The 26,573-nt window shown below is 47.1% G+C and carries 30 protein-coding genes; 19 read left to right on the top strand and 11 right to left on the bottom strand.

Going from position 1 to position 26,573, the window contains the following annotated elements; all coding sequences use genetic code 11:
* Nucleotides 1–5: 5 nt before the first annotated feature.
* From grpE to B9N89_RS01400, 10 genes are all read left to right on the top strand, one after another.
* The gene (gene grpE / locus B9N89_RS01445) at nucleotides 6–605 is read left to right on the top strand and encodes a nucleotide exchange factor GrpE (RefSeq protein WP_132314586.1); all 600 of its coding nucleotides are present in this window, start codon (nucleotides 6–8) and stop codon (nucleotides 603–605) included.
* A 5-nt stretch (nucleotides 606–610) separates the two neighbouring features.
* The gene (locus B9N89_RS01440; RefSeq protein WP_132314587.1) at nucleotides 611–1,003 is read left to right on the top strand and encodes a DnaJ C-terminal domain-containing protein; all 393 of its coding nucleotides are present in this window, start codon (nucleotides 611–613) and stop codon (nucleotides 1,001–1,003) included.
* A 123-nt stretch (nucleotides 1,004–1,126) separates the two neighbouring features.
* Nucleotides 1,127–3,571, top strand: coding sequence for an endopeptidase La (gene lon, locus B9N89_RS01435; RefSeq protein WP_132314588.1), 2,445 nt, complete (start codon nucleotides 1,127–1,129; stop codon nucleotides 3,569–3,571).
* 12 nt (nucleotides 3,572–3,583) lie between these two features.
* On the top strand, nucleotides 3,584–3,826 hold the full coding sequence (locus tag B9N89_RS01430) for a hypothetical protein (protein WP_132314589.1): 243 nt from the start codon (nucleotides 3,584–3,586) through the stop codon (nucleotides 3,824–3,826).
* Nucleotides 3,827–3,950: 124 nt separating this feature from the next.
* The gene (gene def / locus B9N89_RS01425; protein WP_132314590.1) at nucleotides 3,951–4,511 is read left to right on the top strand and encodes a peptide deformylase; all 561 of its coding nucleotides are present in this window, start codon (nucleotides 3,951–3,953) and stop codon (nucleotides 4,509–4,511) included.
* The gene (gene rpe, locus B9N89_RS01420) at nucleotides 4,508–5,173 is read left to right on the top strand and encodes a ribulose-phosphate 3-epimerase (protein ID WP_132314591.1); all 666 of its coding nucleotides are present in this window, start codon (nucleotides 4,508–4,510) and stop codon (nucleotides 5,171–5,173) included. The genes def and rpe overlap by 4 nt, the downstream gene beginning before the upstream one ends.
* A 36-nt stretch (nucleotides 5,174–5,209) precedes the next feature.
* Nucleotides 5,210–6,739: a histidine ammonia-lyase gene (gene hutH, locus B9N89_RS01415; RefSeq protein WP_132314592.1), complete on the top strand. Its 1,530-nt coding sequence runs from the start codon at nucleotides 5,210–5,212 to the stop codon at nucleotides 6,737–6,739.
* Nucleotides 6,740–6,749: 10 nt separating this feature from the next.
* Nucleotides 6,750–7,163, top strand: coding sequence for a hypothetical protein (locus B9N89_RS01410; protein WP_132314593.1), 414 nt, complete (start codon nucleotides 6,750–6,752; stop codon nucleotides 7,161–7,163).
* A 12-nt stretch (nucleotides 7,164–7,175) separates the two neighbouring features.
* Nucleotides 7,176–8,225, top strand: a complete 1,050-nt coding sequence (locus tag B9N89_RS01405; protein ID WP_132314594.1) for a rhomboid family intramembrane serine protease — start codon at nucleotides 7,176–7,178, stop codon at nucleotides 8,223–8,225.
* Nucleotides 8,226–8,355: 130 nt separating this feature from the next.
* A complete protein-coding gene (locus tag B9N89_RS01400) occupies nucleotides 8,356–9,669 on the top strand; it encodes a citrate synthase (protein WP_234996052.1) in 1,314 nt (437 codons plus the stop codon).
* Nucleotides 9,670–9,727: 58 nt separating this feature from the next.
* On the opposite strand, the gene B9N89_RS01395 is transcribed toward B9N89_RS01400, so the two are convergent.
* Nucleotides 9,728–10,327, bottom strand: coding sequence for a hypothetical protein (locus tag B9N89_RS01395; protein WP_132314595.1), 600 nt, complete (start codon nucleotides 10,325–10,327; stop codon nucleotides 9,728–9,730).
* A gap of 210 nt (nucleotides 10,328–10,537) precedes the next feature.
* On the opposite strand from B9N89_RS01395, the gene B9N89_RS01390 reads away from it, so the two are divergent.
* Entirely contained in the window at nucleotides 10,538–10,894 is a 357-nt protein-coding gene (locus B9N89_RS01390) for a hypothetical protein (protein ID WP_132314596.1), read from the top strand.
* A 54-nt stretch (nucleotides 10,895–10,948) separates the two neighbouring features.
* Here B9N89_RS01390 and B9N89_RS01385 read toward each other — a convergent pair whose 3' ends face one another.
* Nucleotides 10,949–12,058: a tetratricopeptide repeat protein gene (locus B9N89_RS01385; protein WP_132314597.1), complete on the bottom strand. Its 1,110-nt coding sequence runs from the start codon at nucleotides 12,056–12,058 to the stop codon at nucleotides 10,949–10,951.
* A 116-nt stretch (nucleotides 12,059–12,174) separates the two neighbouring features.
* Nucleotides 12,175–12,504: a hypothetical protein gene (locus B9N89_RS01380; protein ID WP_132314598.1), complete on the bottom strand. Its 330-nt coding sequence runs from the start codon at nucleotides 12,502–12,504 to the stop codon at nucleotides 12,175–12,177.
* Between the two features lie 76 nt (nucleotides 12,505–12,580).
* Between B9N89_RS01380 and B9N89_RS01375 the strand changes: the two genes are divergently transcribed.
* Nucleotides 12,581–13,783, top strand: coding sequence for a hypothetical protein (locus B9N89_RS01375; RefSeq protein ID WP_132314599.1), 1,203 nt, complete (start codon nucleotides 12,581–12,583; stop codon nucleotides 13,781–13,783).
* Nucleotides 13,784–13,791: 8 nt separating this feature from the next.
* Nucleotides 13,792–14,409, top strand: coding sequence for a winged helix-turn-helix domain-containing protein (locus B9N89_RS01370; RefSeq protein WP_132314600.1), 618 nt, complete (start codon nucleotides 13,792–13,794; stop codon nucleotides 14,407–14,409).
* On the opposite strand, the gene B9N89_RS01365 is transcribed toward B9N89_RS01370, so the two are convergent.
* The 3 genes from B9N89_RS01365 to scpA are packed head-to-tail and all read right to left on the bottom strand — an operon-like array spanning nucleotide 14,385 to nucleotide 17,880.
* Entirely contained in the window at nucleotides 14,385–14,768 is a 384-nt protein-coding gene (locus B9N89_RS01365) for a HesB/IscA family protein (protein WP_132314601.1), read from the bottom strand. The genes B9N89_RS01370 and B9N89_RS01365 overlap by 25 nt on opposite strands.
* On the bottom strand, nucleotides 14,768–15,745 hold the full coding sequence (meaB, locus tag B9N89_RS01360; RefSeq protein ID WP_132314602.1) for a methylmalonyl Co-A mutase-associated GTPase MeaB: 978 nt from the start codon (nucleotides 15,743–15,745) through the stop codon (nucleotides 14,768–14,770). Before meaB ends, B9N89_RS01365 begins: the two co-directional genes overlap by 1 nt.
* Entirely contained in the window at nucleotides 15,745–17,880 is a 2,136-nt protein-coding gene (scpA, locus tag B9N89_RS01355; RefSeq protein WP_132314603.1) for a methylmalonyl-CoA mutase, read from the bottom strand. Before scpA ends, meaB begins: the two co-directional genes overlap by 1 nt.
* Nucleotides 17,881–18,044: 164 nt before the next feature.
* Here scpA and B9N89_RS01350 point away from each other — a divergent pair, with 164 nt between their 5' ends.
* From B9N89_RS01350 to rplS, 4 genes are all read left to right on the top strand, one after another.
* Nucleotides 18,045–18,776: a glycerophosphodiester phosphodiesterase gene (locus tag B9N89_RS01350; protein ID WP_132314604.1), complete on the top strand. Its 732-nt coding sequence runs from the start codon at nucleotides 18,045–18,047 to the stop codon at nucleotides 18,774–18,776.
* Nucleotides 18,766–19,575: a c-type cytochrome gene (locus B9N89_RS01345; protein ID WP_132314605.1), complete on the top strand. Its 810-nt coding sequence runs from the start codon at nucleotides 18,766–18,768 to the stop codon at nucleotides 19,573–19,575. Before B9N89_RS01350 ends, B9N89_RS01345 begins: the two co-directional genes overlap by 11 nt.
* A gap of 149 nt (nucleotides 19,576–19,724) precedes the next feature.
* The gene (locus tag B9N89_RS01340) at nucleotides 19,725–20,183 is read left to right on the top strand and encodes a hypothetical protein (RefSeq protein ID WP_132314606.1); all 459 of its coding nucleotides are present in this window, start codon (nucleotides 19,725–19,727) and stop codon (nucleotides 20,181–20,183) included.
* 143 nt (nucleotides 20,184–20,326) lie between these two features.
* Entirely contained in the window at nucleotides 20,327–20,704 is a 378-nt protein-coding gene (gene rplS / locus B9N89_RS01335) for a 50S ribosomal protein L19 (protein WP_132314607.1), read from the top strand.
* A 13-nt stretch (nucleotides 20,705–20,717) separates the two neighbouring features.
* Here rplS and B9N89_RS01330 read toward each other — a convergent pair whose 3' ends face one another.
* The 5 genes from B9N89_RS01330 to B9N89_RS01310 are packed head-to-tail and all read right to left on the bottom strand — an operon-like array spanning nucleotide 20,718 to nucleotide 22,875.
* Nucleotides 20,718–21,086, bottom strand: a complete 369-nt coding sequence (locus B9N89_RS01330) for a YraN family protein (protein ID WP_132314608.1) — start codon at nucleotides 21,084–21,086, stop codon at nucleotides 20,718–20,720.
* The gene (locus B9N89_RS01325; protein ID WP_132314609.1) at nucleotides 21,083–21,742 is read right to left on the bottom strand and encodes a ribonuclease HII; all 660 of its coding nucleotides are present in this window, start codon (nucleotides 21,740–21,742) and stop codon (nucleotides 21,083–21,085) included. Before B9N89_RS01325 ends, B9N89_RS01330 begins: the two co-directional genes overlap by 4 nt.
* Nucleotides 21,732–22,061 carry a thioredoxin family protein gene (locus tag B9N89_RS01320; RefSeq protein ID WP_132314610.1) on the bottom strand — a complete coding sequence of 110 codons (330 nt, stop codon included), beginning with the start codon at nucleotides 22,059–22,061 and terminating at the stop codon, nucleotides 21,732–21,734. The genes B9N89_RS01325 and B9N89_RS01320 overlap by 11 nt, the downstream gene beginning before the upstream one ends.
* On the bottom strand, nucleotides 22,042–22,356 hold the full coding sequence (locus tag B9N89_RS01315; protein WP_132314611.1) for a hypothetical protein: 315 nt from the start codon (nucleotides 22,354–22,356) through the stop codon (nucleotides 22,042–22,044). Before B9N89_RS01315 ends, B9N89_RS01320 begins: the two co-directional genes overlap by 20 nt.
* Before the next feature lie 9 nt (nucleotides 22,357–22,365).
* Nucleotides 22,366–22,875, bottom strand: a complete 510-nt coding sequence (locus B9N89_RS01310) for a hypothetical protein (RefSeq protein WP_132314612.1) — start codon at nucleotides 22,873–22,875, stop codon at nucleotides 22,366–22,368.
* 77 nt (nucleotides 22,876–22,952) lie between these two features.
* Here B9N89_RS01310 and B9N89_RS01305 point away from each other — a divergent pair, with 77 nt between their 5' ends.
* Entirely contained in the window at nucleotides 22,953–23,978 is a 1,026-nt protein-coding gene (locus B9N89_RS01305; protein ID WP_159455062.1) for a GHMP family kinase ATP-binding protein, read from the top strand.
* A gap of 20 nt (nucleotides 23,979–23,998) precedes the next feature.
* A complete protein-coding gene (locus B9N89_RS01300) occupies nucleotides 23,999–26,254 on the top strand; it encodes a lytic transglycosylase domain-containing protein (RefSeq protein WP_159455061.1) in 2,256 nt (751 codons plus the stop codon).
* The last annotated feature ends 319 nt before the right edge of the window (nucleotides 26,255–26,573 follow it).

Raw genomic sequence — 26,573 nt, 5'->3', positions numbered from 1 at the left:
GCGGTATGGAAGTTAACCAAGAATCAAATCAAGCACCAAAATCAGCGAACGATAGCGATGCTCAAGAAGACAGTCGTGACAACCAGGATGCCAAGGCTCAAACAGCTGAGGTTGTAGATGAGTCATCTGAGCAGGGGTCCTTGCAGGAAACTGTAAAAAAGCTCGAAGCAGAGAACAAGGAACTTCAAAATAAGTTTCTGCGAACTGTTGCTGATATGGAAAACCTTCGCAGGCGTCATGATAAAGAAAAGTCAGACTTGGCTAAGTATGGCAACGAGAAGCTATTGGAAGACCTTCTACCGGTGTTAGACAGCTTCGAGAAAGCTCTAGCGACAGGTGAAGGTGATGAAAGCCAAAGCTATGTAGAGGGTGTCAAAATGGTATTCAAGCAGCTTACAGATATGGCTGAAAAGCATGGTCTGACAGGCTTTGAATCCCAGGGAGAGGAATTCGATCCTAACCTTCACCAAGGCATTCAGCGGATCGAAGATGAGTCGGTCGAAACCGAACGAGTCAAAGATGTATTTCAAAAGGGCTATATGCTCAATGAAAGGCTTCTCCGGCCGGCGGTGGTAAGCGTTGCCGTGCCTGCGACAAAGGATTAAGGCCCGTGGCGTCTCGGCGAGATAAGAAAAAATCACCCTCTGATCTTGCCGAGTCCACCCAAATCGACTTTGATGCTCTAGACGAGTTCTGCGCTGGGATAGAGCTAGAAGATATTGAATTTGATAAGTGGTGTGATCACCACAACTCCCTCGACCTAGAAATATCACTCAAGGTTGACCCCCAAGAAGCTCGTCACGGATGCATAAAGGAAGTCGAGCTGTCGCGAGCTGTCACCGAGACAGTAGGTGACGAAGCTGTGTCTAAACGGGAAAAGATCAAGCACCAGATCGAAATTAAGCCCGGCACCCCCAACGGACACAGGATTACGCTAGATGGTTACGGCGACAAGGAACATGGCCAGTGCGGCCACCTCCACGTGACTATCCGATACGCCTAAGAAAAACGTTTGTTTTGGAAATTATAGAAAAGTGACTTCTTTGCCAGGTCTCAAGGTTTCTCGATTTAGTTCCGAACTTAAGTTGAAAGATCCTGCTAGACCTATAACTCAGGGAGTGAGTCAATGACCCAAGGAATCGATGGAAAGCTAACTGTTGTCAACGCTGAGTTGCCACTGCTGCCGCTGAAGGATATTGTCGTCTTTCCTAACATGATCGTTCCAGTCTTCATCAACGAAGATCTTTGTATCAACGCTGTAGAGAGTGCTCTCGAAGGCGAGCGTAAGATCTTCCTCTCGGCCTTTCAAGTCATGGGACAAGATGGTGAGGGACTGGAGTCAAAGTTGGACGCTCCTTTCGATGTCTACGATATAGGAACTGTTTGTTCGATCATGAGAACTCGAAAGCTTCCTGATGGGCGCATGAAGGTTCTTGTGCAAGGGCTTCATAAAGCGGTTGTGCAAGAGCTGTTGGAAACCGAGCCATATCCTAAGGTTGCCCTCATTAATGTCCAAGATCCAACGCTCATGAATAGCTCTAGCGAAGTGGAAGCCTTAGTTCGTGCAGTAAGAGAGAATCTAGAAAAAGTTGTCAGTCTTGGTAAAGTTCTCTCTCCAGACATTTTGATGATTTTAGAAGACGTTTCAGAGCCAGGGAGACTAGCAGATCTTGTCGCTTCAAATTTAGGCTTAAAGGTAAACGAAGCCCAATCAATATTGGCGGTCAACAATCCGGTCGACCGCCTTAATAAAGTCTACACCTGCCTTTCCCGGGAAATCGAAGTTTATCAAATGCAGGTACGCATTCAGTCCCATGCCAAGGATGAGATTGGCCGCATGCAGCGAGAGCATTACCTCCGTGAACAGATGCGAGCGATTAAATCTGAGCTTGGCGATACCGACGGCAAGGACGAACTTGACCAATTTTGGCAGAAACTTGAAGAACTGCCATTGAATAAGGAAGCAAAAGAAGAAGTTGCCCGTCAATTGAAGCGCCTTGAGCGCATGCATCAAGACACGAGCGAAGCAGCTTTAACCCGAACCCATGTAGAAACTCTATTGGCCATGCCTTGGGGAAAGAAATCCAGAGACAATCTTGATATTCGACATGCGAAACAGATTCTAGATGAAGATCACTATGGATTGGAAAAAGTTAAGGATCGAATCATTGAACACCTGGCTGTCAAAAGTCTCAATCCCAACGCAAAAAGCCCCATCATCTGCTTCTTTGGCCCTCCAGGTGTGGGGAAAACAAGTCTAGGGCGTTCGATTGCACGATCTCTCGGTCGGGAATTTCAACGGATTGCCCTGGGTGGCGTGCGTGACGAAGCTGATATTCGAGGGCATCGAAAGACTTACGTGGGGGCCTACCCTGGTCGTATCATGAGCGCGATAAAATCATCTGGTTCGTCCAATCCGGTGATCATGCTTGATGAGATTGATAAGTTAGCGTCCGATCATCGTGGTGACCCATCCTCTGCCTTACTCGAAGTCCTTGATCCCGAGCAAAATAAGAAATTCGTTGACCATTATCTGGGAATTCCCTTTGATCTTTCTGATGTTGTTTTCATTGCCAATGCGAACACCTTAGATACAATTCCAGCTCCCCTGCGCGACCGTCTTGAAATCATTGAAGTATCGGGCTACTCCGAAGAGGAAAAAGTTAATATTGCCAACCAATACTTGATTCCTAAGCAAATCAAGGAAGCTGGCCTCGATAAAGAGAAACTCAGTTTTTCCAAGAACTCGGTTTCGGCTATCATCAATGGCTACACGAGGGAAAGTGGCTTGCGTGGGCTTGAGAAGAAGATCGCATCGATCTGCCGTAAGGTTGCGCGGAAGTACGCAGAGGTCGAAGAAAAAGAGCGAACGGACATGCCGAGGGTTAAGTTAACCCCAACTTTGGTGCAGAAGCACCTGGGTGCAGAGAAATTTGGCGATAACTTCTACCATGAAAATGCCCAGATCGGGGTTTCTCTAGGCCTTGCCTATACCCAATATGGTGGTGAAGTCATGGCAATTGAGTCTAGCCTGATCCGTAGTGGTAAGCCTCGGCTGGTTTTGACTGGAAAACTTGGAGATGTGATGAAGGAGTCTGCTCAGGCAGCCCTTAGCTTTATTCGCGCTCAGAGCGAGGAGTTTGGCGTGGATGTTTCGATCCTTGAAGAGTGCGAGCTTCATGTCCATGTGCCAGCGGGTGCTGTCCCTAAAGATGGTCCATCAGCTGGAATCGCAATGGCAACCTCGATCCTATCAGCTTTAGGTGGTAAGGAACCGAAAGAGAAGGTCGCAATGACGGGGGAGATCACGATCCACGGTAAGGTCCTTGCGATTGGAGGATTGCGTGAGAAGCTACTGGCTGCCCAGCGAGAGGGCATGAAGGAAGTAGTAGTTCCCATGAAAAATAAACCTAACTATAGCGAATTACCTGCGTCTTTAAAACGTAACTTGAAAGTACACTTCGTCACGGACTATAATGAGGTTTTCAAGATCCTTTTCGGGTCGATGAATAAATCTGGTGCGTCATTTAGGAGCGTGCCGGAGTCCAGAGACAAAGGTCTAGCAAGTTAGGAACATTTATTTATGAGTGCAATTCTCCGTTGGATCGGAACCCACCTCTTAACAGCCGTGTTTTGGGTGTTCGTGCTCTCGATCAACTATGACGGGCGCACTCTTTTCTCATACGCTCACGAAACTATAATCCAGAATGACATTGTAAGGGCTTTGGACGAAGAGCTTGAAGATCTCTGGGTTCGTGTTTACGAAACTGCTCGAATCACATTCGCGGAACTGTCTGCCCCCGACGATAACGAAGCAAGTTATTGATAATCCAATAAAAATTAGGTGTATACCTCCTGTATGACAGGACAGATTCTGTGTGATATATTGCTGCGAATTCCTACGTGGCGAGAGTCACGGAGCTAATGTCCTTCAACAACCAGGAGAGTTTATGAGCGTCCTCAAAGTGGTTGAGTGGCCCGCAAAAGTCCTCGAAACAAAGTCAGAAGAGGTCAAAGAGTTCGATGAGGATCTCAAAAAATTTGTCGCCGACATGCATGAAACCATGGATGAAGCTGGTGGTATCGGTCTTGCCGCTAATCAGGTTAATGTCGCCAAAAGAATTTTGACCATTTGCATTCCTTGGACCGAAAATAAATACGCTGAACAAGAAGAAAAGAAAGAGCACTGGCACGATAAGCGCTGGACATTTGTCAATCCTGTGATCACCAAAAAGAAGGGTAAGTTTCGCTGGCAAGAAGGTTGCTTGAGCTTCCCTGAAGTCTTTGAGTTTGTGGACCGTGCCGAAGAAATTTGGGTAACAGCTCAAGATGAAAATGGTGAAACGTTCGAAGTTCATGCGAACGGATTATTTGCTGTTTGCTTGCAGCATGAAATCGATCACATTGATGGCATAGTCTTCATCAATCGAATGAGTCGTCTCAAATCTACCATGGTGCGAAAGAAGGTGCTCAAGCGTCAGAGACTGATGAATACGGAGGTTGAAGAATGAGTGCACAGGACATCTGGGTGGCTCCTTCGCTTCTCGCCGCAGACCCACTAAATTTTGAAACAGAATCTAAGAGTGTTGAGGATGCCGGTGCTGACCTCCATCATGTGGATGTCATGGATGGGCACTTTGTACCGAATCTCACTTTTGGAATTCCGTTTGTGAAGGCTTTGAAAAAAGTTTCCGGAATCCCCCTAGATGTTCACATTATGATCTCGAATCCAGATGAGATGGCGATGGAGTACGTTAAGGCCGGAGCAGATTACCTCTTGTTCCATGTCGAGGCTGCAACACACGCTCATCGTTTGACTCAAGTGATTGCTGAAGCGGGAGCAAAACCAGGATTAGCAATCAATCCAGGCACGAGCCTGAGCTTGCTAGAGCCACTTTTACCTTTTGTGAAAATGATTAACGTGATGTCGGTGAATCCTGGGTTTGGCGGGCAGAAATTTATTCGCGAATCTCTGTCACGAATCTCGTGGCTGCGCAATGAAATTGAAAAGCGCTCTCTGGATATGCGTATTCAGGTTGATGGTGGTGTGAACAAGGAAACTGTTGGATCTGTTGTGGAAGCAGGTGCTGATGTTCTTGTTGCGGGAACAGCGGTCTATGGGGCAAGTGACCGCAAGGCCGCAATCGAACTTTTGAAAAATCAAAATAGCTAGGTATGAGTTTCATACCAATCGAAAAGGTAGTTTCATATGGCGTTTCACTTAGGGGATGACACTCTCAATACCGAGCTACTCGCTCGGTATGCAAAGCAGCAAAGCAAAGATCTAGCAGTATCCGAAAAAGCCCGCGAACGGCTGAAAAAATTCCGAAATTTGGTGAATCAAGCTCTTGGTTCTGGAGATACCTACTACGGAATTAATACCGGCTTTGGCTACTTGGCAGATGTTTCGATCGAAACGAGCCAACTTGAAGAGTTGCAACGCAACTTAGTTCGGTCCCATGCCTGTGGGGTGGGAAATTATGTCGAAGACTCTATTAGTCGCGGTTTGCTCGTACTTCGGGCCCACACCTTTTACCTCGGCCACACTGGAATTTCCCAGGAGTGTGTGGACCTCATTTTGGAGTGCTACAAAAACAATATACTCCCAGCAATTCCTGAGAAAGGTAGCGTGGGAGCGTCGGGAGATCTGGCGCCTCTGGCTCATCTGGCTCTTACTCTCATGGGGGAGGGCTTTGTAGTCCAGGAAGGCAAAGCCATTGAAGCCAGTCAGGCCCTTCAGGACGCTGGCCTTGCAGCCCATCAACTGCAGGCAAAAGAAGGCCTTTCATTGATCAACGGCACTCACTTTATGACTGTTATTGCAGCTCTTGCTGTGGAAGAGGCCCGGGAGCTGGCTAAAGCAGCGGATATCATTTTAGCCCTTAGCCTCGATGCCCTGAGAGGGACGGTGCAGGCCTTTGATGAGCGTATTCATCGGGTACGTCCTCAGCACGGTCAGCAAGATGTGGCGGCGAATGTGAGAGATCTGTTCTCCGGTCCTGATCAAATTCAAGAAAGTCACAAAGACTGCGGCAAAGTGCAAGATCCCTATAGCTTTCGCTGTGCTCCGCAGGTGCATGGCGCCAGTCGTGATGGCATCGCTTATGCCAAGAGTAAAGTTGATATTGAGCTCAATGCTGTCACCGACAATCCCCTATGTTTTGACGAGCTGGATATTCTCAGTGGCGGGAACTTTCATGGTCAACCGATTGCTTTAGCCATGGATCTTTTAGCCATGGCTTCAGCTGAGTTGGGTAGTATTTCTGAGCGACGAATTGAGAAACTAACCAATCCCAATATGAGCGGTTTACCTGCCTTTGTAACGAAAGACAGTGGCCTCAATTCTGGGTTTATGATTCCTCATGTTGTTGCGGCAGCCTTGGTATCAGAAAATAAGATTCTTTGTCACCCGGCTTCTGTGGATAGCATCCCTACGTCGGCTGATAAGGAAGATCATGTAAGTATGGGACCTATAGCTGCTAGGAAAGCTCGGGAAGTGAATCAGAATGTGGCTCAGATCTTAGCCATCGAACTTCTTACGGCGTGCCAAGGGATTGATTTGATTGCGCCTCTGAAGCCTGGAGCGGCACTTGAAGCTGTCTACAAGAAAACCAGAGAAATAAGTGCTAGTATGCCTAGTGATCGTTCCCTTCATGTGGACATCAAAAATGTGGCAAACTGGATACAGCAGGGTGGGCTTCGGCAGACCCTCGAAGACCAAGGCTTCACTGTGCGTTAGGAGCAAGCCAATGATTAAGACCATCGCAGTTTTCGTAGCACTTGTCTGCCCCATGGTTGGGCTGTCACAGGTGCAGCGAGTGGGAGGTAACTTTGAAGTGGTGCGCATCAAGCCCAAGCCTCAAGGTTTGGTGGAAGTTGTGTTCCATGCCTTGACTCCATCTGGAAAATACGATCAGCTGCAGCTTATCAGTGACCATGTTCATATGGGGGTAAAAGTCGGAGACCACCTCCGTCTTTCGGCAGAGATCGTTGAGCCAAAGCCCCATGGTCTTAGTCAGGTGAGTCAGGTCTTGATTTTCTTGCCAAGCCGGCAGGGGGAAACTCCCGTGTGGATGTTGTCTCGCACCCGTCCACCCCAGAAACTATCAGGAGCCAAGCTCCTTGAAATGCATGCCCCTGGAGCCGACTACCAAATTTTTTAGGCTAACTATCACGTGTACCAAGTTGATAAAGAATACCAGCCACCGATCATTCCACCCGTGCCTCAGCCAAAGGGCTTAAAGTTTTTTTGGGGCACATGGAGTGGACGATTTATCCTCATTAACACCGTCTTTTTTGTGATCCTTACCCTAGAATCAGGTAGTCTTATGGACCCTGGACCAGAGTCACTGATTCGCTGGGGTGCGAAGGAAAATATTTTGATCGCGCAGGGTGAAATCTGGCGACTGATTACCCCTATTGTCTTGCATGTGGGCTTTATACACTTCGCCTTCAATAACTGGGCCCTCTATGCCCTCGGTTATCAAATTGAACATCTGCTCGGGAAGAAATGGTTTGTAACCCTCTATATTTTAGCCGGGTTTGGGGGAAATATTGCAAGCTCTCTATTCTCGATCAACTTGAGTGCTGGAGCGTCTTCCTCCCTGTTCGGGCTACTTGGTGCTGGGTTCTACATGGAGCGGGTCGTCGGGGAGAAGCTCAAACAGATGTTTGGCAAAGGTAACCGTCAAAGCATGTACTCAGGTATGGTAATTGCGAACGGTATCTTGGGTTTTATGATTCCTCAGATCGACAACGCTGCTCATATGGGTGGCCTAGTGTGCGGTGTGGTATTTACATACGCTTTGATTCGGGCTAGGCCAAATCGTTTGGTGCCTCTCAATATTCCGCGGGCTCGTGCCGTAGTGGGGGCTTTACTCTTGGTGATGACGGTCGGTGGAGTCTTGGCGGCATCACCGACAGTTTTGCAGCAAAGACTTCTGTTTGATGTACGATCAGCGGAAGATCCAAGGCTTCAGTTCTACCTGCTGTCGAAAATTCTCTCCTTGACTCCCGAGGATGATGGCGCAAGACTTCAGAGACTTGAGTTATCGCTGAAGTATGGTAATTATAGCACTGCAAAGAAAGATTTTTTTCTGCTTATTCGACGCCCTCAGAATGACAGCAAAATAAAGCGTATCGAGACAAAGCTTTCCGAAGATGGGCATCGAGAGGCGGTCATCAAGCTCCGGGAGTTCTGGAGCCAAGTAGGGCCTAGCCTCTAAATATCAAGCAAACTTAGTGTTTAGTAATTTTGTTAGGGAATTTTTTTAACTTCTCTCTTTCGAGGCCGATATTAGGTTGTTGCGGGGATTCGTACTGCATGAAAACCAGTAGAGTTTCGGGAGGAGACACATGACAGCAGTGAGAAAAGAGATTATGAGTAACGAAACGGCAGAATTAAGTATCGACGGCAAGAGTATCGAGCTTCCGGTTGTGGTTGGCTCCGAAGGAGAGAAGGGTCTCGACATTTCCAAGCTACGGGCCCAAACAGGCATTGTCACCATTGATAACGGATTCGTCAACACAGCATCTTGTGCCTCAGCTGTCACCTTCCTCAATGGCGAAGAAGGAGTCTTGAAGTACCGCGGCTATAAAATCGAAGAATTGGCTGAGAAGTCTAACTTCATCGAAGTTGCTTATTTGCTTGTCTATGGCGAACTGCCCGATCGTGATCAGCTCACTTGGTTTCAAGAGAAGATTAATTCTTTCAGCGAAACAAAGGCTGAGGTGAAGAACCTCATGAAGCAGTTCCCGAAAGATGCTCATCCCATGGGTGTTTTGTCTTCAGTACTATCCTCAATGTCTGCATTCTACCCTGAGTATCTGGACCAGGATCTTTCCAAAGATAAAAAAGATGCAATCATGGCTCAGTTGATTGCCCAGGTGAAAAATATAGCGGCATACTTCTACCGTGTCAGCCAGGGCCAGGATTTAGTTGACTCTAAGCCAAATCAATTTGATTACTGCTCTGATTTCCTAAACATGATGTACGGTGGTGGTGACTATAAGCCCGATCCAGAAGTTGCAAAAGCATTGAATGTTCTCTTGATTCTTCATGCTGACCACGAGCAAAACTGTTCGACTTCGACTGTGCGCCTGGTTGGCTCCTCAAAAGCGAATCTATATGCGTCCATCGCATCTGGAGTGAGTGCGCTGTGGGGACCACTCCACGGTGGTGCCAACCAAGCTGTGATTGAAATGCTCATGCAGATTCAGGATGACGGTGGCGATTACAAGAAGTTTTTGGACAAAGCTAAGGACAAAAATGACCCTTTCCGACTCATGGGCTTCGGACACCGCGTCTATAAGAACTTCGATCCACGTGCGAGGATTATCAAAAAGGCGTGCGACACAATTCTTGAGAAGCTTTCGATCAAAGACCCACTTCTTGACATAGCGAAGGGCTTGGAAGAGGAAGCCTTGAAAGATAGCTATTTTGTAGAGCGTAAGCTTTATCCAAACGTCGACTTCTACTCTGGTATTATCTACAAGGCGCTCAACATCCCAACAAATATGTTTACAGTCATGTTTGCTCTAGGTCGCCTTCCTGGCTGGATTGCTCAGTGGAAGGAGATGATCGAATCATCTGCGACTAAGATAGGTCGACCACGCCAAATATTTGTAGGTGAAACAGATATGGCTTATAAGCCCATCGATCAGCGCTAGGATTTACCCTAATATATCGCTAATAGCCCAGCCTGTTGCTGGGCTTTTTTGTTGATGACTACTGGATCTTTTTGAAGCTGACCGAATCAGGAGAAAGGCCTTCGTTTTCTAGGAAGGTCTTCAAGGTCGTTGACTGCGTGTCGCACCACTTTTCGTAAATCTTAAGCAGGTTGTGGTTTTCTATAGGCAGGTCGCCTGCGATCCTTGTGACAACGCTGACCAGAGTCTTGAACTCGCGGGATAGGTTCGAGTACATTTCGGTGAAATGAAGCTCGTTATAACGTCTCTGCATGATCGAAGACATCTTTTGATATGCCGAAGAGCCCATGGATATATAATAGCCAGGGCCTACTGTTTTACGGCTCAAGGATGCCTGGAAATATCCAGCAATATAGAGGCTGATATCACCAAGTTTTTTATAGACCTTGAGCTGCATTTGGGGACTAGACTCCAGGGCCTCTTTATAGATGAGAGCTAAGGGCGTATCGAGTAAGTCAATATCGCCAAGGATTAGGTTTTGAGGTTGAATGAATTCGCATAGCAGATTGACAAGATAGAATTCAAGATCGGCATCGAGATCAATGTTGAGCCCATCGACCGCATCTCCTACCTTGTCCCTAAAAAAATCATTAGGTTTGACTAGATCAACGACAGACAAAGAAGCCTCCTTACGTCCTTTATCGCCTCATGGCAACTCTCCTGACACCACTCCCCCCGTATCGGTAAATTTTTCAAATTCCTTAAGTCTTCATAAGGACTTAGGGGATTTGGTTTATAAGTGACTGAAATGCTGCAAGAATAAATTAGCAGACGGCTTTGCCAGTTTGTAATATACCTAGTGCGTAGGGCTGTCCAACTGAGGATTTGAATGAATTCACGAGACCAAAAACCCTCTGATAAACTCGGCTTAGAAGAGATCGTCAAGCTTGCCAACAAAGTCGGGCTAGAGTACGTCGAAGCTAAAAAGCGAGCAGAGTATCTGGAGCTGATGAAGTCCCCTACTAAGGCTAAAATTGCGATTAAGTATGATACTGGCGAACATAATGAAGCCAAACTTAAGCGTCTCACTGAAACCGACCCTGAGTACCTATCCTTTATTGAGCAGCTTGCCGAAGCTCGCCGCGATTCCGATAGACTTAAGGTTCGTTACGAATCTTATAAAAATCTATTCGACGCACGACGTTCGCTACTCAGTTATCAAAAAGAAGAAATGAAGCTTATTTAAGATCCCCCAATGCCTATTGGGTAATGGCGTGAATTGCAACCTCACGCTTCTTAATTATAGCTGACTATCCAAAGATTCCAACTCACTATTTGAAGGTGTTTTTCTTACCTTTTGGAAAAACTCACGAACTTCAGATACCTGTTCGTTGAATTCTGGATCACCTGCTGCGAGGCGGTTAAATTTTTGAAAATATTTTTGCGACACCTTCGGCTTGGTCTTGAGGTAGGCTTGACCCAGATAGTAATAAGCTTCCACGAGGCTAGGCTTGATTCGTGTGGCCCGCTCAAGGTAGGTGATTGCAATATCTGGGCGCTCTCCCGCTTGTAAGGTTAGTTTTGCCAAGCCGAGTAGCGCACCAGCTAGAAGCGGTTGGTCTTTTAAAGCATCTCTATAAGCTTCCTCTGCTTTCTCTCGATTGCCAATGGAGAGGTAAACATCACCGAGAACACTCTTCAGGTATGGAGCCTGATCCTTGGGAGCCTTAAGAAGAGTTTTTCTGAGTCGCAACATAGCCTTCTTAGGTTGTCCAACTTTATTGAGGACCCGAGCAAGAATGATAGTCACCTGCATGTCATCTGGCTCTTGCTTGTACAGGACATGAGCGGTTCGGAGAGCAGCTCTGTAGTAGCGAATTTTGTAATAGCTCCAGGCTAAGGCTTTAAGAGAAAGAACATGATTCGGCTTTTGGGTTAATGCCACCTTATATCGGAAAATCGCGTCTCCGTACCGGTCTTGGGTCCGATAGGCCTCTGCCAAGTAGTAGTTGGCCTCAAAATCATCTGCTCTCTGATCAATGATAAGCTCTAAATGTTTGATAGCTTTACGGTACTCACCAATTTTAACGCTGATCACTCCAACCATACGATGGGCCAAGGTATGAGTATCATTTTTCTTTAGTATTTTGCTATAGGCTTGCAGTGCTTCGCGATACAATCCATCGACGGCGTATTGATTGCCCTTCTCTAATAAGTCGTTTTCATCTTTTCTAAAGCTAGATGTTGCAGGTTTTTCTGCTGGTTTCTCGGAGCGAGTTTTCTTTTTTACCTGTCTATTTTTATCATTGGATGTCTCTGATTTAGGAGGAGAAGAGGACTCTGGTTGCTTTTTACTATGACTACATCCAAGCATGATAACAAATGTAAAAATCGCTAAACTCAGTTTCATGGAAACCTCTTGAATCTAAGAATTGCTTGGGCTCAATCTCTCAATGGAGAGGGCTAAACTTGAGACTGGCTCTAAATAGATTTTACCAGAAAATGGGGGCAAGGTGATTTGTCTCTTCAGTCTGTCACGTAATACTCTTCGAAGAGAGACCAGCATTGCTCGTCTGTTGAGTAAAATGAAAGAATGATATGCTTGTTCTTATAGTCTTTATAGAGGGCTGATTTATAGGTGTAGTAGCGGAGTCTTAATTTGCCGCTCCGTCCCGAGACAAGATTGTCAGGAATAGGCATAAATTCGTCTAAATAATAACATTCGTTTGCGGTATTCTTAATGTAGGGAAGTTGGACTCCGTCGCGTACCACATCCATGGTCACGGTGGTTTGGCAAGAAATAAGCGAGAGACTCATGCCAAGATACAAAAATTTAAAAAACAATCCACTTTTCATAGATTAACCAATCAAGTACCTGTCCATACCAGGGATTTTCGTCTCTGTTTAACGAAACTTTAGGGATTCTGATTTTATGAAATGTAATCTCTTAATATTAATAAGTCTTTTAACAACATCTTGCCAAATGGTAAACCGTGCCGGGCTCAAATCAGAGTGGGTTGTTTTGCAAGAAGCGAAGTCTGTTGACTGCGAGGATTGGCCTCAGAAACGATCCGAGATTGAAATCCTTAACCTTGCCTTGGCACAGGTAAAAGAACAAAAGGGTTTCGTTGTTACCGCTCGCGATCGATCTGGGCGTCGGAGTCACTCTTTTAAGCCGTTCTCTGGTGGAGATGTTGCTACGGAAAGTGGTGTTATCGACCTTAACTGGGGTGGCCGCGGGCGCTACCTCGGTACGGTTAGAGCTGGAGGGAGGCGACTCTTTGCAATAGAGCTGAGTTCCAGTCAGGGGATGAAGCACATAGAGTTGAGAGACCCAGAAAAAAATGTCGTCATTCATAAATCTCAAAGCCTTGGTATCAACTTTTATGGACAAGAGGTCTATCCGTCTGCGAAGGGTTTTTGGTTGGTTTCAAAGGAACTTAAGGAGGACTCATCCCGAGATGATTCGCCCAGCTATATCTTTGAGTTTTTGATTGACGAGAAAAAGGAAATGATGAGCTATCAAAGACTCTCAAGTTTGAAAATAGAAGGTGATGTAAAATCTGCTCCTGTTGGTGATGGAGAGTTATTTTTAATGTGGAAAAAAGATCGAATTGGCGGGAATGGCAAGTCGTTTCCTAAATTTAGGTTTGCTGTCTTGGGCTCATCTAAGGCGAAGCCTTCGGTCTACGAGCTAGGTGAGGAGGTTAAGGATCGGGTAGAAAGTTGGACTATGGCCAAGCATCGTGAGGGTGTCCTATTAGTTTATGTGGTTGGCGATACTCTTATTTGGGAAAACGCTAGCATGGAAATTCGTTTTTTAGACCAGAAAGGTGATCAACTGTGGGCGAAATCCTTTGTTATCGAAAACGAGCACATTGGTGACCCTGTGCTCCTCCCGACCACTACATTCTCCTATTTACTGACTCCTAAATGGCTTGATGGTGAAAGCACACTAACCGTGCAAAAGATATCAGCCACTGATATCAATGATCTTGGCAACCATGGAGTTTATCAAGAAGGAACCTATCTAGTTATGGGGGTGATGGGCGACGCTGATGACGAGCCATTTGTGATCAAGCAATACCCTTCGGGCTTTACGAAAAAGTTTTCGATCTGTGAAATTGATCTGTGAGGTTGAATATGGGCGTAGTCTGGCTCTTGGAGCGACCTGATGGATCAAGAAAACGAATTCTGCCTCTGATTCAGGGGGCGGTAGCAGTTCGTTCAATTGCCTCTCTCGACAGCCTCATAACTCTGGCCAGAATAGCGGGAAGTATTGAAAAACCCCAGGCCTTGATTGTCAATGGATTGGATTTCGATTCTCTAGACGCGCTCAAAGATCGGAGTCTGCGGGGTGTTCGTATTTTGATTGTAGCAGACAATTTGTGTGATCTCGACGATGAAGTTTTGCATTTTGATGAAACTCTACCATTTAGGATAAAGGCGGCACTTGAAAGGCAGGGAGCTTCGGCTGAGCCATTCACTTTGGACTTCGAATCCATGAGGCTTGTGATCCATGATAACGAAGTTGAAATAGCGCTTTCTCATAAAGAGGCTAAAATCATAAAGCTTCTATTGAGTAGTCATCACAAGCCAATTTCCAGGCGGCGGCTGGCTGAGCTTGTCTGGGATGGAGCTAAGATATCCCGCAGCACTATTGATAGTCACATGTCTCGGCTGCGGAAAAAATTGGGTAATACCTGTCTTGAAATTGAAAGTGTCTATGGCGGTGGCTATCGCTTGGTAGAATTGGATTGAGCCGAAACTTTCGCTGTCAGTTTATCTTGCCAAGCCTGTCTTTTGTAGAACTTGCCTCTAAATTTTCGGTGCTGAGGGTTTTCGACCAGAAAGCCTCGACCCCGCTCATCGTCAACCCAGGTGATGGTTGAGCCACTGCAAAACTCAAGAGTATCTGGATCACAGATGACTAAGAGGTTTTCCTGCGGAAATTCGAGATCTTGCTCAGTTTTCTCGTCGAAGGTCACGCCATAATAAAACCCATCGCAGCCTTTGCCTTCCAAATACAGCCGCAGTGGAAGGTTACGGAAGTTGTCGTTGCTCGACTGCATGGTAATTGCGTTTTGTCTGGCTTCCTCGGTAATAAAAATTTCTGACATTACTTAGATCCAATCATCAGAGCGTTGGTAAACTTAAATGCTGCCTGCCTCGCGGACTTTTCTTGTCTCGCAACACTGGCCTCGGCCTCTTGGTAGAGACGCTTAAAGTCCTCGTTTTCGAAAACCCGCTCTACTAAAAGTCGCTGAACTTCATCGCGATACCAATCAAGCGCCTGTTGGGCCCGTCGGGAGTGAAGCTCCTCGTTAGATTTGAGCCCATCTATGAGAGCGAGGATTTGCTGGTATACCTGATCAAGGCCTGTTTTCTCTAGAGCGCTCATCAGGATAACTTCGGGGCGCTCTTCTGGGCGGTTCTGATAGATAAGATTCAGGGCGAGGTCAAGGTCTGTTTTGGCGCGTTTGGCGGCCTGGACATGCTTGCCATCGCATTTATTGACTAATATCAGATGAGCGAGCTCTAAAATACCTTTCTTGATGCCCTGCAGCTGGTCTCCAGAATTGGGTAGCTGAAGATAGATGAAGGCATCGACCATGGAGTGGACAAGATGTTCAGATTGGCCTACACCAACGGTTTCAACAATGATGAAATCGTAGTTGGCAGCTTCGCATAAATAGATGGCTTCCCGGGTGCGGCTGGCAACACCCCCCAAGTGTCGTCCCGCTGGTGACGGGCGGATAAACGCTTGGGGATGGGCAGACAAGTGCTGCATTCTCGTTTTGTCTCCCAAAATACTACCAGAGCTAATAGGAGATGAAGGGTCAACAGCTAGGACGGCAACTTTATGGCCTTTTTCAATAAGAGCCATTCCGAAGGCCTCGATAAACGTGGATTTGCCAGCTCCTGGAGTGCCGCTGATCCCAATACGGATCGAGGGTTTAGGGGCTTTCATCACTTGGTCCATCAAAGCGTTGGCCTCAGCACGGTGCTTGGGGCTTTGGCTCTCGATGAGGGTGATTGCTTTGCCTAGGGCTCGCCGCTCGCCACTAAGAAGCCGCTCAAACAGATTATCAGTCATCAGCCCTGCGCTCCAATCGCCTTAAGCGTTCGGAGTGCAGCCACGGGAATTGGGGTACCTGGTCCGAAGACTTCGGCGGCGCCGTCATCGAAAAGTTGCTGATAGTCTTGCTCAGGAATAATGCCACCAACGACTACCCTAATATCACCAGCTCCTTGTTTCTTTAAGCTGGCAATGAGTTCAGGGACAAGGGTGAGATGGCCTGCCGCTTGGGATGAGACACCTATCACGTGGACATCGTTTTCAACGGCTTGTTTCGCTGCCTCATCGGGGGTTTGGAACAGGGGACCCATGTCCACATCGAAACCTAGATCGGCAAAGCCAGTGGCAATGACCTTAGCACCACGATCATGGCCGTCCTGCCCTAGCTTTACGATGAGGATACGGGGTTGGCGACCCTCGTTTTGAGCGAAGGCTTCGATTTGATCTTTGGCTTTCTGGTAGTTTTCGTCCACCTGGTACTCCGTTGCATAGACACTGGATACGGTTTGCACCGCAGCTTGATGCTCACCGAACACTGACCGCAAGGCATCGGAAACTTCGCCGATGGTTGCTCGGGCGCGAATCGCAGGAATGGCAAGCTCTAAAATATTGCCATTGGAGCGCGCCCCTGCTTCCAGATTCTTTAGAGCCAGGCTAACCTGCTCTTGATCGCGCTTGGATTTTAAGGCATCGAGTCGCTCAATTTGTTGGCGACGAACTTGGGTGTTATCGATGCTGAGTACATCATAGTCGCTCTTGCTGGTGGTTTGATATTTGTTAACGCCAACAATCACATCCCGGCCACTGTCCACCCGAGCCTGCTTGCGGGCGGCTGCTTCTTCGATTTTGAGCTTGGGGTAGCCGGTATTGATCGCTTCTACCATGCCACCCATCTCATTCACTTCCGCGATAATCTCTTTAGCCTTATCGATAAGATCTTGGGTGAGCGATTCCATAAAATAGCTGCCGCCGAAGGGATCTACCACATGGGTGATGTCAGTTTCTTCTTGAAGGATCAATTGCGTGTTCCGGGCTAGCCTAGCGGAGAAATCAGTAGGAAGTCCAACGGCCTCATCAAATGAGTTGGTGTGGAGTGATTGGGTTCCGCCCATGGATGCAGCCATAGCCTCAATCGTGGTCCTGATCACATTGTTGTAAGGATCTTGCTCAGTAAGGGTGTAGCCTGAAGTTTGGCAGTGGGTGCGTAGCATCAAGGACTTGGGGTTTTTGGGCTGAAATTCGCCCATCATCTGGGCCCATAAAGTTCGCGCAGCGCGGAGCTTGGCCACTTCCATGTAAAAGTTCATGCCAATGGCAAAGAAGAATGATAGTCGCGGAGCAAACTGGTCGACGTCGAGGCCCCTTGCCAGCGCGGCTTTCACGTATTCAATACCGTCAGCAAGGGTGAAGGCGAGTTCAATAGCCGAGTTCGCACCCGCTTCCTGCATGTGGTAGCCACTGATCGATATACTGTTGAAGCGAGGCATATTTTCTGCGGTGTAGGCGATAATGTCTCCGACTAAGCGCATGGAGTGGTCGGGGGGGTAAATATAGGTATTGCGGACCATATATTCTTTCAGGATATCATTCTGAATCGTACCGGATAGCTTATCAGGGCTGACACCTTGCTCCTCAGCAGCAACAATGTAGGCAGCCATGATCGGAATCACGGCACCGTTCATGGTCATGGAAACGCTCATTTGATCGAGTGGAATTTGGTCGAAGAGGATTTTCATATCTTCCACAGAATCGATGGCAACCCCTGCCTTACCCACATCGCCGACCACTCTCGGGTGGTCCGAGTCATAACCTCGGTGGGTCGCAAGATCGAAGGCTACGCTAAGGCCTTTCTGGCCGGCGGCAAGATTCTTGCGATAGAAGCGATTCGACTCCTCTGCTGTGGAAAAGCCAGCGTACTGGCGAATGGTCCATGGTCTTCCTGTGTACATGGTCGCCCGCGGCCCTCGCGTGAACGGCGCTTCCCCTGGGACGGTGTTCGTGTGAGGCCGCTGCTCCAGATCCTCGGCGAAGTAGATGGGCTTCATGGGAATGCCTTCAGGGGTCTCTCGGGTTAGCTCATCAACGGGTTTGCCACGAAGATCTTTCTCTGCAAGTTTTTTCCAGCTTTGATATTTAGTATTTGTATCTGCCACGGTTTGCACCTTTATATGGAATCGAGTCTCGCTATTACACTTGACTGTCGTCAGTAATGGTGGAGAAATGAAGCGTTGCACCTCTAGAAGGCGCTGCAGGCCACATTGTAGTGAAAAAGTATAACGAGTTCTATAAGTCGTATTCGCAACCTCTAGGAGCCACTATGTCGCCCATCAATTGGATCAGTCACCGAGGATTTCACCAGGAGCATGTGGAAAATACCAAAGCGGCATTCGATGCAGCTCTTGAAGCTGGTTTTGCCTCATTAGAGACCGATCTGCGAACCACAGTTGATGGCCACATTGTCTTGCATCATGACAGCTCCATGGAGCGTACAGCCGGTCGGGATATTTGTGTCGAGGATATGACTCTGGTGCAGTTCAAAGAAACTCAGTTGGTTGATGGACAGTTTGGTATGTCTCTTGAGGAGTTTTTGACTGAATACGCAGCATATAACTGGATTTTCGATATCAAGCCAGAAAGCGCCGAACGAAGCATCCAATTACTCGCGGCCTGGGCTAGCGATCGCGACGCTCAGCACTGGCTTCTCGCTCATGCTCGATTCTTACTTTGGAGTGCTGAGCACGACCGACTCCTCTTGACAAAATTTCCTGGAGCTACCACTTTAGCTCGGGAGTCGGAGTGTCGACGAGCCGGCTTCAGTATGCTTCTGGGAGCATCGTTCCTTTCAGGAGTAAAGCCCAATCGGGTTTATGCTCTTCCGCCGTCATTTTGTGGGATTCCCTTGTTCAAGCCGAAGCTTGTTGAGAAATACCGATCCCGCGGTGGACGTGTCCTTGCCTACCTTCCCGAAAGGAATGTAGAAGTGGACATGGCGATCAAGGCAGGAGTTGACGAAATTTTAACCAACGGTTTACCGCAGCATGAGACTTAGCATTTTCCTAGTGCTTATAAGTTTAGGGACGAGCCTTTCAGCTCGTGACACCAAAGAGCAAAAGCGACAGCACACCTATAATTTGCGGCGTTGGCTACAACTTCTTGAATTTACAGTTGATGATCGATTAGACGCAGAGCGCCACCAACAACGAGTGTCTGAAATGGATGCTCTCTTTGACAAAATCAAGGGCAAGCTGAGTAAGAAAAAACAGGACCGATTTGTGAAAGCATACGCAGCCTACAGGGCGAAAGGAAAGCCGAGCCCTAGCTTAAAGGCTGATTTCCTAAAGCTAAGGCAGCTTACCTTTGAGTTATATAGGATGGTTACCTCGCCAGCGCGGATTCCCGATCAAGCTCATGGTGAAAGACTTTATCGAGAGCAATGCGCCTCATGTCATGGCGCTACTGGTGGTGGCGACGGACGATTTACGAAGAATCCAGCGCTGCCAATGATACCGCCACCAAAGGATTTGAGGAAGCAGTTTCAAGAAAGCGTTCGGTCGCCCTATTCCTACTTTAACACTATTTTAATTGGCTCATCTGGAACGGCCATGTCTAGCTATCAGAAAACTTTAAAAGCTCATGATATTTGGAGCTTAGCCTTCTTTATGAGCGAGGGCTTCTCTAACAAGAAGCCTAAAGCACCTGCAAAAAATCCAAACCTATCTCTCAATGACCTGTCAATACTCACCAACAATGAACTGATTGACAAAGTCAATAAGACCGGTGAACAGGGGGATATCCATTACGTGCGATCGATCATGTCTTACAAACCAAGCGTTCTACGGCGAAAATAATTCATGCTGTTCTCATCTTTAGGCCGCTAAAAGTCCCCAAAGATCGGCTTGTAAGTGGTTTGAGCCTGTATTATATCTAGCCAACAACTTATTCCAGAAAAGCCATTTTGGCATCCGATCGACTCAAAATCTTCACCGTGGAGGTTAGTATGGATGTGCTTCAGTATTTAAAGACTTGGAATCAGGAAGTCATAGGGCTTGCTGGTGAACTGCTCAACGCTAGCCCAGATACCCGCGAACAGAAATGGACCGCTTTGAAGAGAGAGATTCTCAGTAGAAGCGCCCTCGATAAGAACTATTTGCTACCAGAGGTTTTGGAATTGTCCCATCAGGGTAGTTATCTGGCTTCCCTAGCGCAGGACTCCCTAGACAAGCTGGAAACCATGATCCGAGATATCGAGTTGATAGGCTCATCGCGTATTGATGGCGTGGAAAAGGCCTTTGCTCCCTTGTTAGCTGCTTTGACCTCCTACACGGAATTAATGGCTGAAAAGGTTATGCCTCTGATTCGTGCCAAGATGTCTACATCCGATCGAGAAGATCTTTACGAACTATTTCAGGATGTAAGTGGAGAGCCCGACTTCTACGAGCAAGCAATGCAAGCCTAATTGGCGTGATTTGAGGGATTCTTTCAGTAAACTCTTGACGGGTTCAGGCAAGTCATGTAACAAAGCTCATTCCGAAATGGGGTCTAGGATCCTGAGGATCAAACAGAATAGCGTGCGATTAGAGAAAAAATAGGTTTCGACTCATGAAAAACAGTATCATTTCAGCATTCGAAAAGAAAAAATTCGACAACGAGCCAAATCTTCCTACCTTCCGCTCTGGTGATACCATTAAGGTTCACTACAAGATCAAAGAAGGCAGCAGCGATAAATTCCGCGTGCAGGCTTTTGAAGGGGTTGTCATTCGTTATAAGAAAGGTGGAGTTGAATCAAGCTTCACAGTTCGAAAAATTGGTGCGAACGGCGTTGGTGTTGAGCGGGTTTTCCCAGTGTACTCACCAAACATCGACAAAATTGAGGTTCTTGCATCAGGTATCGTAAGACGATCTCGATTGTTCTACCTCCGCAACCTTTCTGGTAAGGCTGCAAGAATTAAGAGTCGTTACATTCCTCGCGGCAAGTAAGACCTGTTCTTCCCTAGTCGGAAAGTGAATTGAGCCTGATATTTTTATATCGGGCTAATTTATCTTGCCTCATACCCATAACAACTACCAGATCCATGCGTATACTATCGATGTCGAGCAGCACTTCTGATAGGAAATGTACTATTCCCTTTTTAATTTTAGATATTTGCCGGTCAGTGAGGTAATCGCCGGGGCGTAAGTCGTTCTCATCATGAATAGAGGGGCGGGATTTGACCTCCGTGACCAATAGAGTCTTGCCCTGAACTGAGACGATATCCAGTTCGAAGCCAATGTGACGGTAGTTGCGGGCCAATGTTTTCCAGCCTTGTCGTTCAAGCCAAACTGAAACCTTCTCCTCAGCCAACGCGCCCTTGTGGTTCATGGAGCTATTGAATCGACGTACTTGGCGATGGGGGCGAAGTTCCGCCGGTGGATAGGGCAGATGCCATGACTGCTAATGCCATCCATATGCTTCCTCGTGCCATAGCCAACATTGGAATCGAAGTCATACTGTGGATAACGTTTAGCTTGGTTTCTCATGTAATGGTCGCGGGCTTCTTTGGCTAAAATTGATGCGGCAGCAATAGCAAAACACAAGGTATCCCCCTCGACCACAGTGATTTGCTGTCCCCCGTAGCGGGGTAGCTTAGCATTGCCATCGAGCAAGAGAATATCCGGGGAGGATTGGCAAAGTCTCAAGGCACGACGCATAGCGCGAAAGTTGGCATCGACGATTCCCAAGCTCTCAATTTCCCGGACAGATGACGAGCAAACATGATGCTCGACCGAGATTTCTTCGATTACCGGTATGATCTTTTGCCTCTGTAAGTGGCTGAGCTTCTTAGAGTCGCGGATAAGTTTAAGTTGTGATTCGGGTAATTGAAACAGAGATTTATAGTCTAAAATTACACAGGCAGCATAGATGGGGCCTGCTAAGCAGCCGCGACCAACCTCATCGATTCCAACGATGGTTTGGTAACCGTCTTTGATAAGCTTTTTTTCAAGATCTCCACGCTCTAGGCTCGTTTCAACTTTCATCGACTACCTTTGCCACAAACTCGCGAATTTTAACTTTTGCTTGGCGACCCATTAGCGATGTTTGGATCTGGCCGTGATTGATTCGGGCCAGCATAGGAATATGGCTAACCCCCAAGCTGGCAGGGATGTTAGCATTTTCATCGACGTTCATACAAAAGATTTCTAGCCGTTGGTCATAGTTGGTCTGGAGTTCTTCCAAGGTGTCCGTGAAAGACTCGCATGGCTTTGACCAGGGTGCCCAAAAATAAACCAAAGCTGGTTTTTTACTTTGAGTTAAGGCTTGATCAAAGGTGTTGTCATCAAGTTTCTGAAACTTCATTCTCCCACTCCTTCCTGCTTTGAGCCCGCTGCTTCAGACCTCGCATTTTCTGACAGACTTCTCGATGGACAAATCGCAAGCTGGGCGGATGGCGGTGGTTTTCCGCTTTTTTGAAAAGAGGCGGCAAGACCTCATCCAAAACCAAGAGCACCTCGTCTTCATGGCCAAGTTTTAGCCACTGGTCAATGTACTGATACTCGCGGTACGGTAGTACGAAGCCGCTCTTTCTCAACGAAAGAACAAATTGGGCGATGAGATTTCGGCCTTGCAGTGAGTCAGGAGGGATGTAAGACATAGGACCCTTTCAAACATTAAGTCTCTTCTCTATCTCATTAATCTGTTCTTGCATAGTATCGAGCTGATCCTTGTAGCGCCAGAGTTCGTGAAGGTGGTCATGAATACGTAGAAGATTGGCAACGCGAATCGGCATAGACTCTAAATGCAGAGGGTTCAGGATGTCGAAGTACCAGTTGTTGTCGGCAAAATCATGGATCTCAGAAGACAGGTCAACGAAGTCCGTTTCGGAGAATATCAGTGCGGGAGTCCAGATTTGGCCCTGATTCACGATGCGCTTATTGATCCCCTGAAGCCATTGGGAAAAGTCCTCGGAGGGGATGTCCTCCGCACTAATGATTAGAAGATCGCAAGGTGCGAACTTTTCATCATCGAGAGCCTTAAGGGTAACGAGATCGAACTCGGGGAGAAATCGGAGGTGTCGTTCGAAATTTAGTTTCACAGCACCGACGCTTTTTTTCTGGCTATCCCAGTAACAGAGTCGTCGCTTGCGCTGTTGTTGTGTCTTAGGAACGCTCACAGTGTATTCTCCACGACGTTATTGCGATGGCTTGTTATACTAGTCTAACTAATTTGGAACCCAACGAGGAGCCCTTAATGTTAACTGTGACTGCTGAAGCACCGACTCGCATTGATCTTGCTGGGGGAACACTCGATATCACCGCCTTGTCGCAAGTCTTAGACCGACCAAGAACAGTCAATCTTGGCATCAACCTCAATGCCAAAGTTTCCATAAAAGAGAGTGAAGACGGTAGGTTTTATCTGCATAGTCTTGATCAAGAGAAAGAGTGGTCGGGGCTCTGGGGCGATCTTCAACTGGCCGTGACGCTTCCCCTTTTTGCTCACCTAATTTTGGCAGCCTGGCGCGAGGAGTGGCCGGGGTTAGTCATTGAAAGTGAGTGTCAGTCTCCTGCTGGGGCTGGCTTGGGAGGCTCCTCATGCCTTGCTATATGCTTGACCCAAGCACTTCATCAAATGGCCTATGAGTTGGGCTTAGGAAAGACTTATTCGGAAGTAGAGCTAGTGCGCTTGGTTCAAAATGTGGAAACCAAGCTGATTCATTGCCCGACTGGTTGCCAAGACTATTGGGGAGCGATTCGCGGACGTCTCAATGTCTTATCGTTTGAGCCACAGGGTACTGTGGTTGAAACCATAGAAACTGAGGATGCTGGGGCTCTGGCTGATAGCATGATTGTCTGTTACTCGGGTCGGTCCCGAGCGTCTGGAATGAATAACTGGTCGATTTTTAGAAGTGTTTTTGATGGTGATCGGCAGTTGCTTGATAAACTCAATCAAATTGGTGGACTTGCTCGTCAGATGGCAGATAAAATCCAAGGCAATCGCTGGCAAGACGTCATCGAGCTATCCCATCAGGAATGGCAGCTCAGAAAATCTCTGTGGCCAGAAATCGAGACATTGGAAACCAAAGCGATCGACCAAGCTGCTATCGATGCTGGGGCTAAATTCAGCCGTGTCTGTGGTGCCGGCGGTGGTGGAGTTATGGCTGTATTTGTGGATAAGAAAAAAAAGCAGCATGTGATTCAAGCGATTGAATGTGCTGGTGGGCAGGTATTGGAAGCAACCATCAGCGACAGCGGTCTCGATGTGAGAGTCCAACGCTAAACAGTATTGCGAAGGTTAAAATGAAATATTTTGTAGTTTCAATGATACTGGGTTTTCTGGGGGTATCGTGCACCACGCAGCGAGTTCTACCGACTCTTGAAATAACGGTTATTCCCATGAAATTCGATCAAAATACAGAGCCTAAACAGCAGTTGCAAGCGCTTCAAGGCCTCGTTAAAGATCGTCCCGAATGGCAAAAATACAGTGCAGACTTGAAGTTAGCTTTACAAGCTGAGCATCATCAAAAACTTGCGGAATGGCATCTGGCGAGTGAGGCTTGGTTGGACATAGTATCCAACTTTGAGGGGGATATAGCTTTTTATGCCTTTGACCAATGGCAGATTGTTATCGCCAAAGTCCTCGGCTCAGAAGCTGACTCTGAAACGATAGCACGCTTTTTTTGGAAAGAAACTAATGGCCCTCAAAGTTGGTTTGCTAGAAAAAACAAGCTAGAGTCACCAAATGATATGAAAGCTTTTCTAAGTAAGGACCAAGATGAGTCTGAAGAAAAGTTCGCCGATGACTTTCAATCCATTAAGACTAAGGACCCCTTATATCTGCGATCGGCAAAACTTTACTGTAAAACTAAGAGCAGAAATGAGTGGCGGGCCTATGTAAAGGCAATACCAGTAGGCCTCCGCGACTATTGGCAGGCCCTGGTACATGTCTGCTCTGATCAACGGCAGGCAGCCTTAGACTTATTTTCAAAGACGCTTTTTGAACTTAGAAAGAAAAAGGAGTCTCTACCTTTTGCGGTGTCATCAGCTAGGCATATTGTCGACTTGGAACGCTACTTCGGGAATCGTGAGGCTGCAGCCAACGGCTTTCTAGTTCTTGTCACGTTGCTTAAAGACGATCGGCTCGATGCGGTAAGCATGGGAATGGACTCAAAATATGATTGGCACTACGAGCTTATCAATACCACCCTATGGGCTGCACGCTACCGGGCTATGGTGGGGGACTATCTATCTGCAAGAGCTTTCGTGCAGGACGCCCTTAAGAAAATCGAGGCGAGTTCAGAAAAAATTGGTCAGATGACACGCAAGCAATCAGACAGCATTCAAGAATTGCGAGCCGAGGCTCATCATATTCATGGTTATCGGATCTCCCTAGAGCAGCAAGACTTCTCTGGAGCTTATTTTCAGAATCGTCAGGGCCTGGCACTGGAGAACCTATCTGAAACTTGGCAAGACAGGTTCGCGTGGTTTGACGGTTGGTATCAGTACCTAGATGGAAAACCAAAAGCTGCTTTAAAATCTTGGAAAACTCTGCTCACTAGTACACGTAGCAAGAGCCTCAAAGAGCAGGTCCTTTTCTGGATGGCTAAAGTGCATCGTGATCTTGGCAATCGAAGTAAGTTTAGCGAATACTTTCGTGCCCTTGAGAAAAACTACCCCTTAGGCTTTTACGGGCTCTACGGTGCGGATTACTATAAATGGGAGAAACCCACGTGGCTTGACAAAAACGAAATGGCAATGAGGAAAGAGCTTTCCAATTGGGATGTTGATATTGGGCCACTATTGCGTGACGAAACCTTGAACCGTCTGCGACTTAGGGCAGAGATTGCTCTCTTAATTGAAGCTAAACACCTCGCTCCCATGACTGCCAAAGAACTCTATCGAGAGGCTCGCAAGAGATTGAAGCTCAAAAATACAGAGGCCCATCTCTTTGTGACTCGCATTCTTTACATGAATAATCTTTTCCCCCTAGCAATGGGACATACCACCAATGTGGCAATTGCAGAGCCTAAAATTTGGCATAAGTATCCCGAGCAGGTTCTGGTCTATTACCCTGCACCTTTTGAAGATGTTTTTTCAGAAGGGTCGAGCCGTTACCCCCTATCCCGCGAGTTTTTACTGGCTATCGCAAGGCAAGAAAGTGGGTTTCGTGCGGATGCCACCAGTTGGGCAGGTGCTAAGGGCTTGCTGCAATTGATGCCAAAGACTGCTGGTAAATTCTCCAAGCAGGAGCTGAGTGAAAAGGAGCTGATCGATCGGCTGGAAGACCCAAAATTCAACGTCCATGTGGGCAGTCGCTACTTAGATCATCTAAGAAGCTATTATAAAGGCAATTGGGTCTCGGTGATTGCTTCGTACAATGCTGGAGAATACGTGGTGGATCGTTGGAATACGAAACGGTCATTCAGCGACGATATGGTATGGATCGAAAATATTCCCTTCACAGAGACTAAGAATTATGTCAAAAAAGTGATGAGAAACTGGCTGATCTATAAAAGTCTTTATAGCGCCACACCGCAAAATGTGACATCGCACTAAAGCTTGTTTTATGCTTTTTATTGGCTTTACCTCGTGATAAAACTTCACCGTCTAGTAGGCACAACAAAATTCGGAGAATGATTTACATGTCCAGCAATGAGCTTCAAGAAAAGAATGCAAGAGAGTCCCAAGGTTGGTTGACCCTCGTTTTTATGATGGTTCTCTTCCCAGTGCTTTTTTTCCTTTGCGTTTGGGCTCCCATGTGGTTCAGTGATACAACTCCGTATTAACGACTTGGTAGATTCCTATTGCTCCCCGACCGGAAAACATAGTAAGTCAGTTAGCCTTTAGCGTCGGTATAAACCGTGTTTAAGGGATC

Origin of the sequence: Pseudobacteriovorax antillogorgiicola (genome assembly GCF_900177345.1) — a bacterium.
GTDB classification, from domain to species: domain Bacteria; phylum Bdellovibrionota_B; class Oligoflexia; order Oligoflexales; family Oligoflexaceae; genus Pseudobacteriovorax; species Pseudobacteriovorax antillogorgiicola.
The sequence above is the reverse complement of the archived record's forward strand: the minus strand, read 5'-3'. Positions and strand labels throughout refer to the sequence as shown.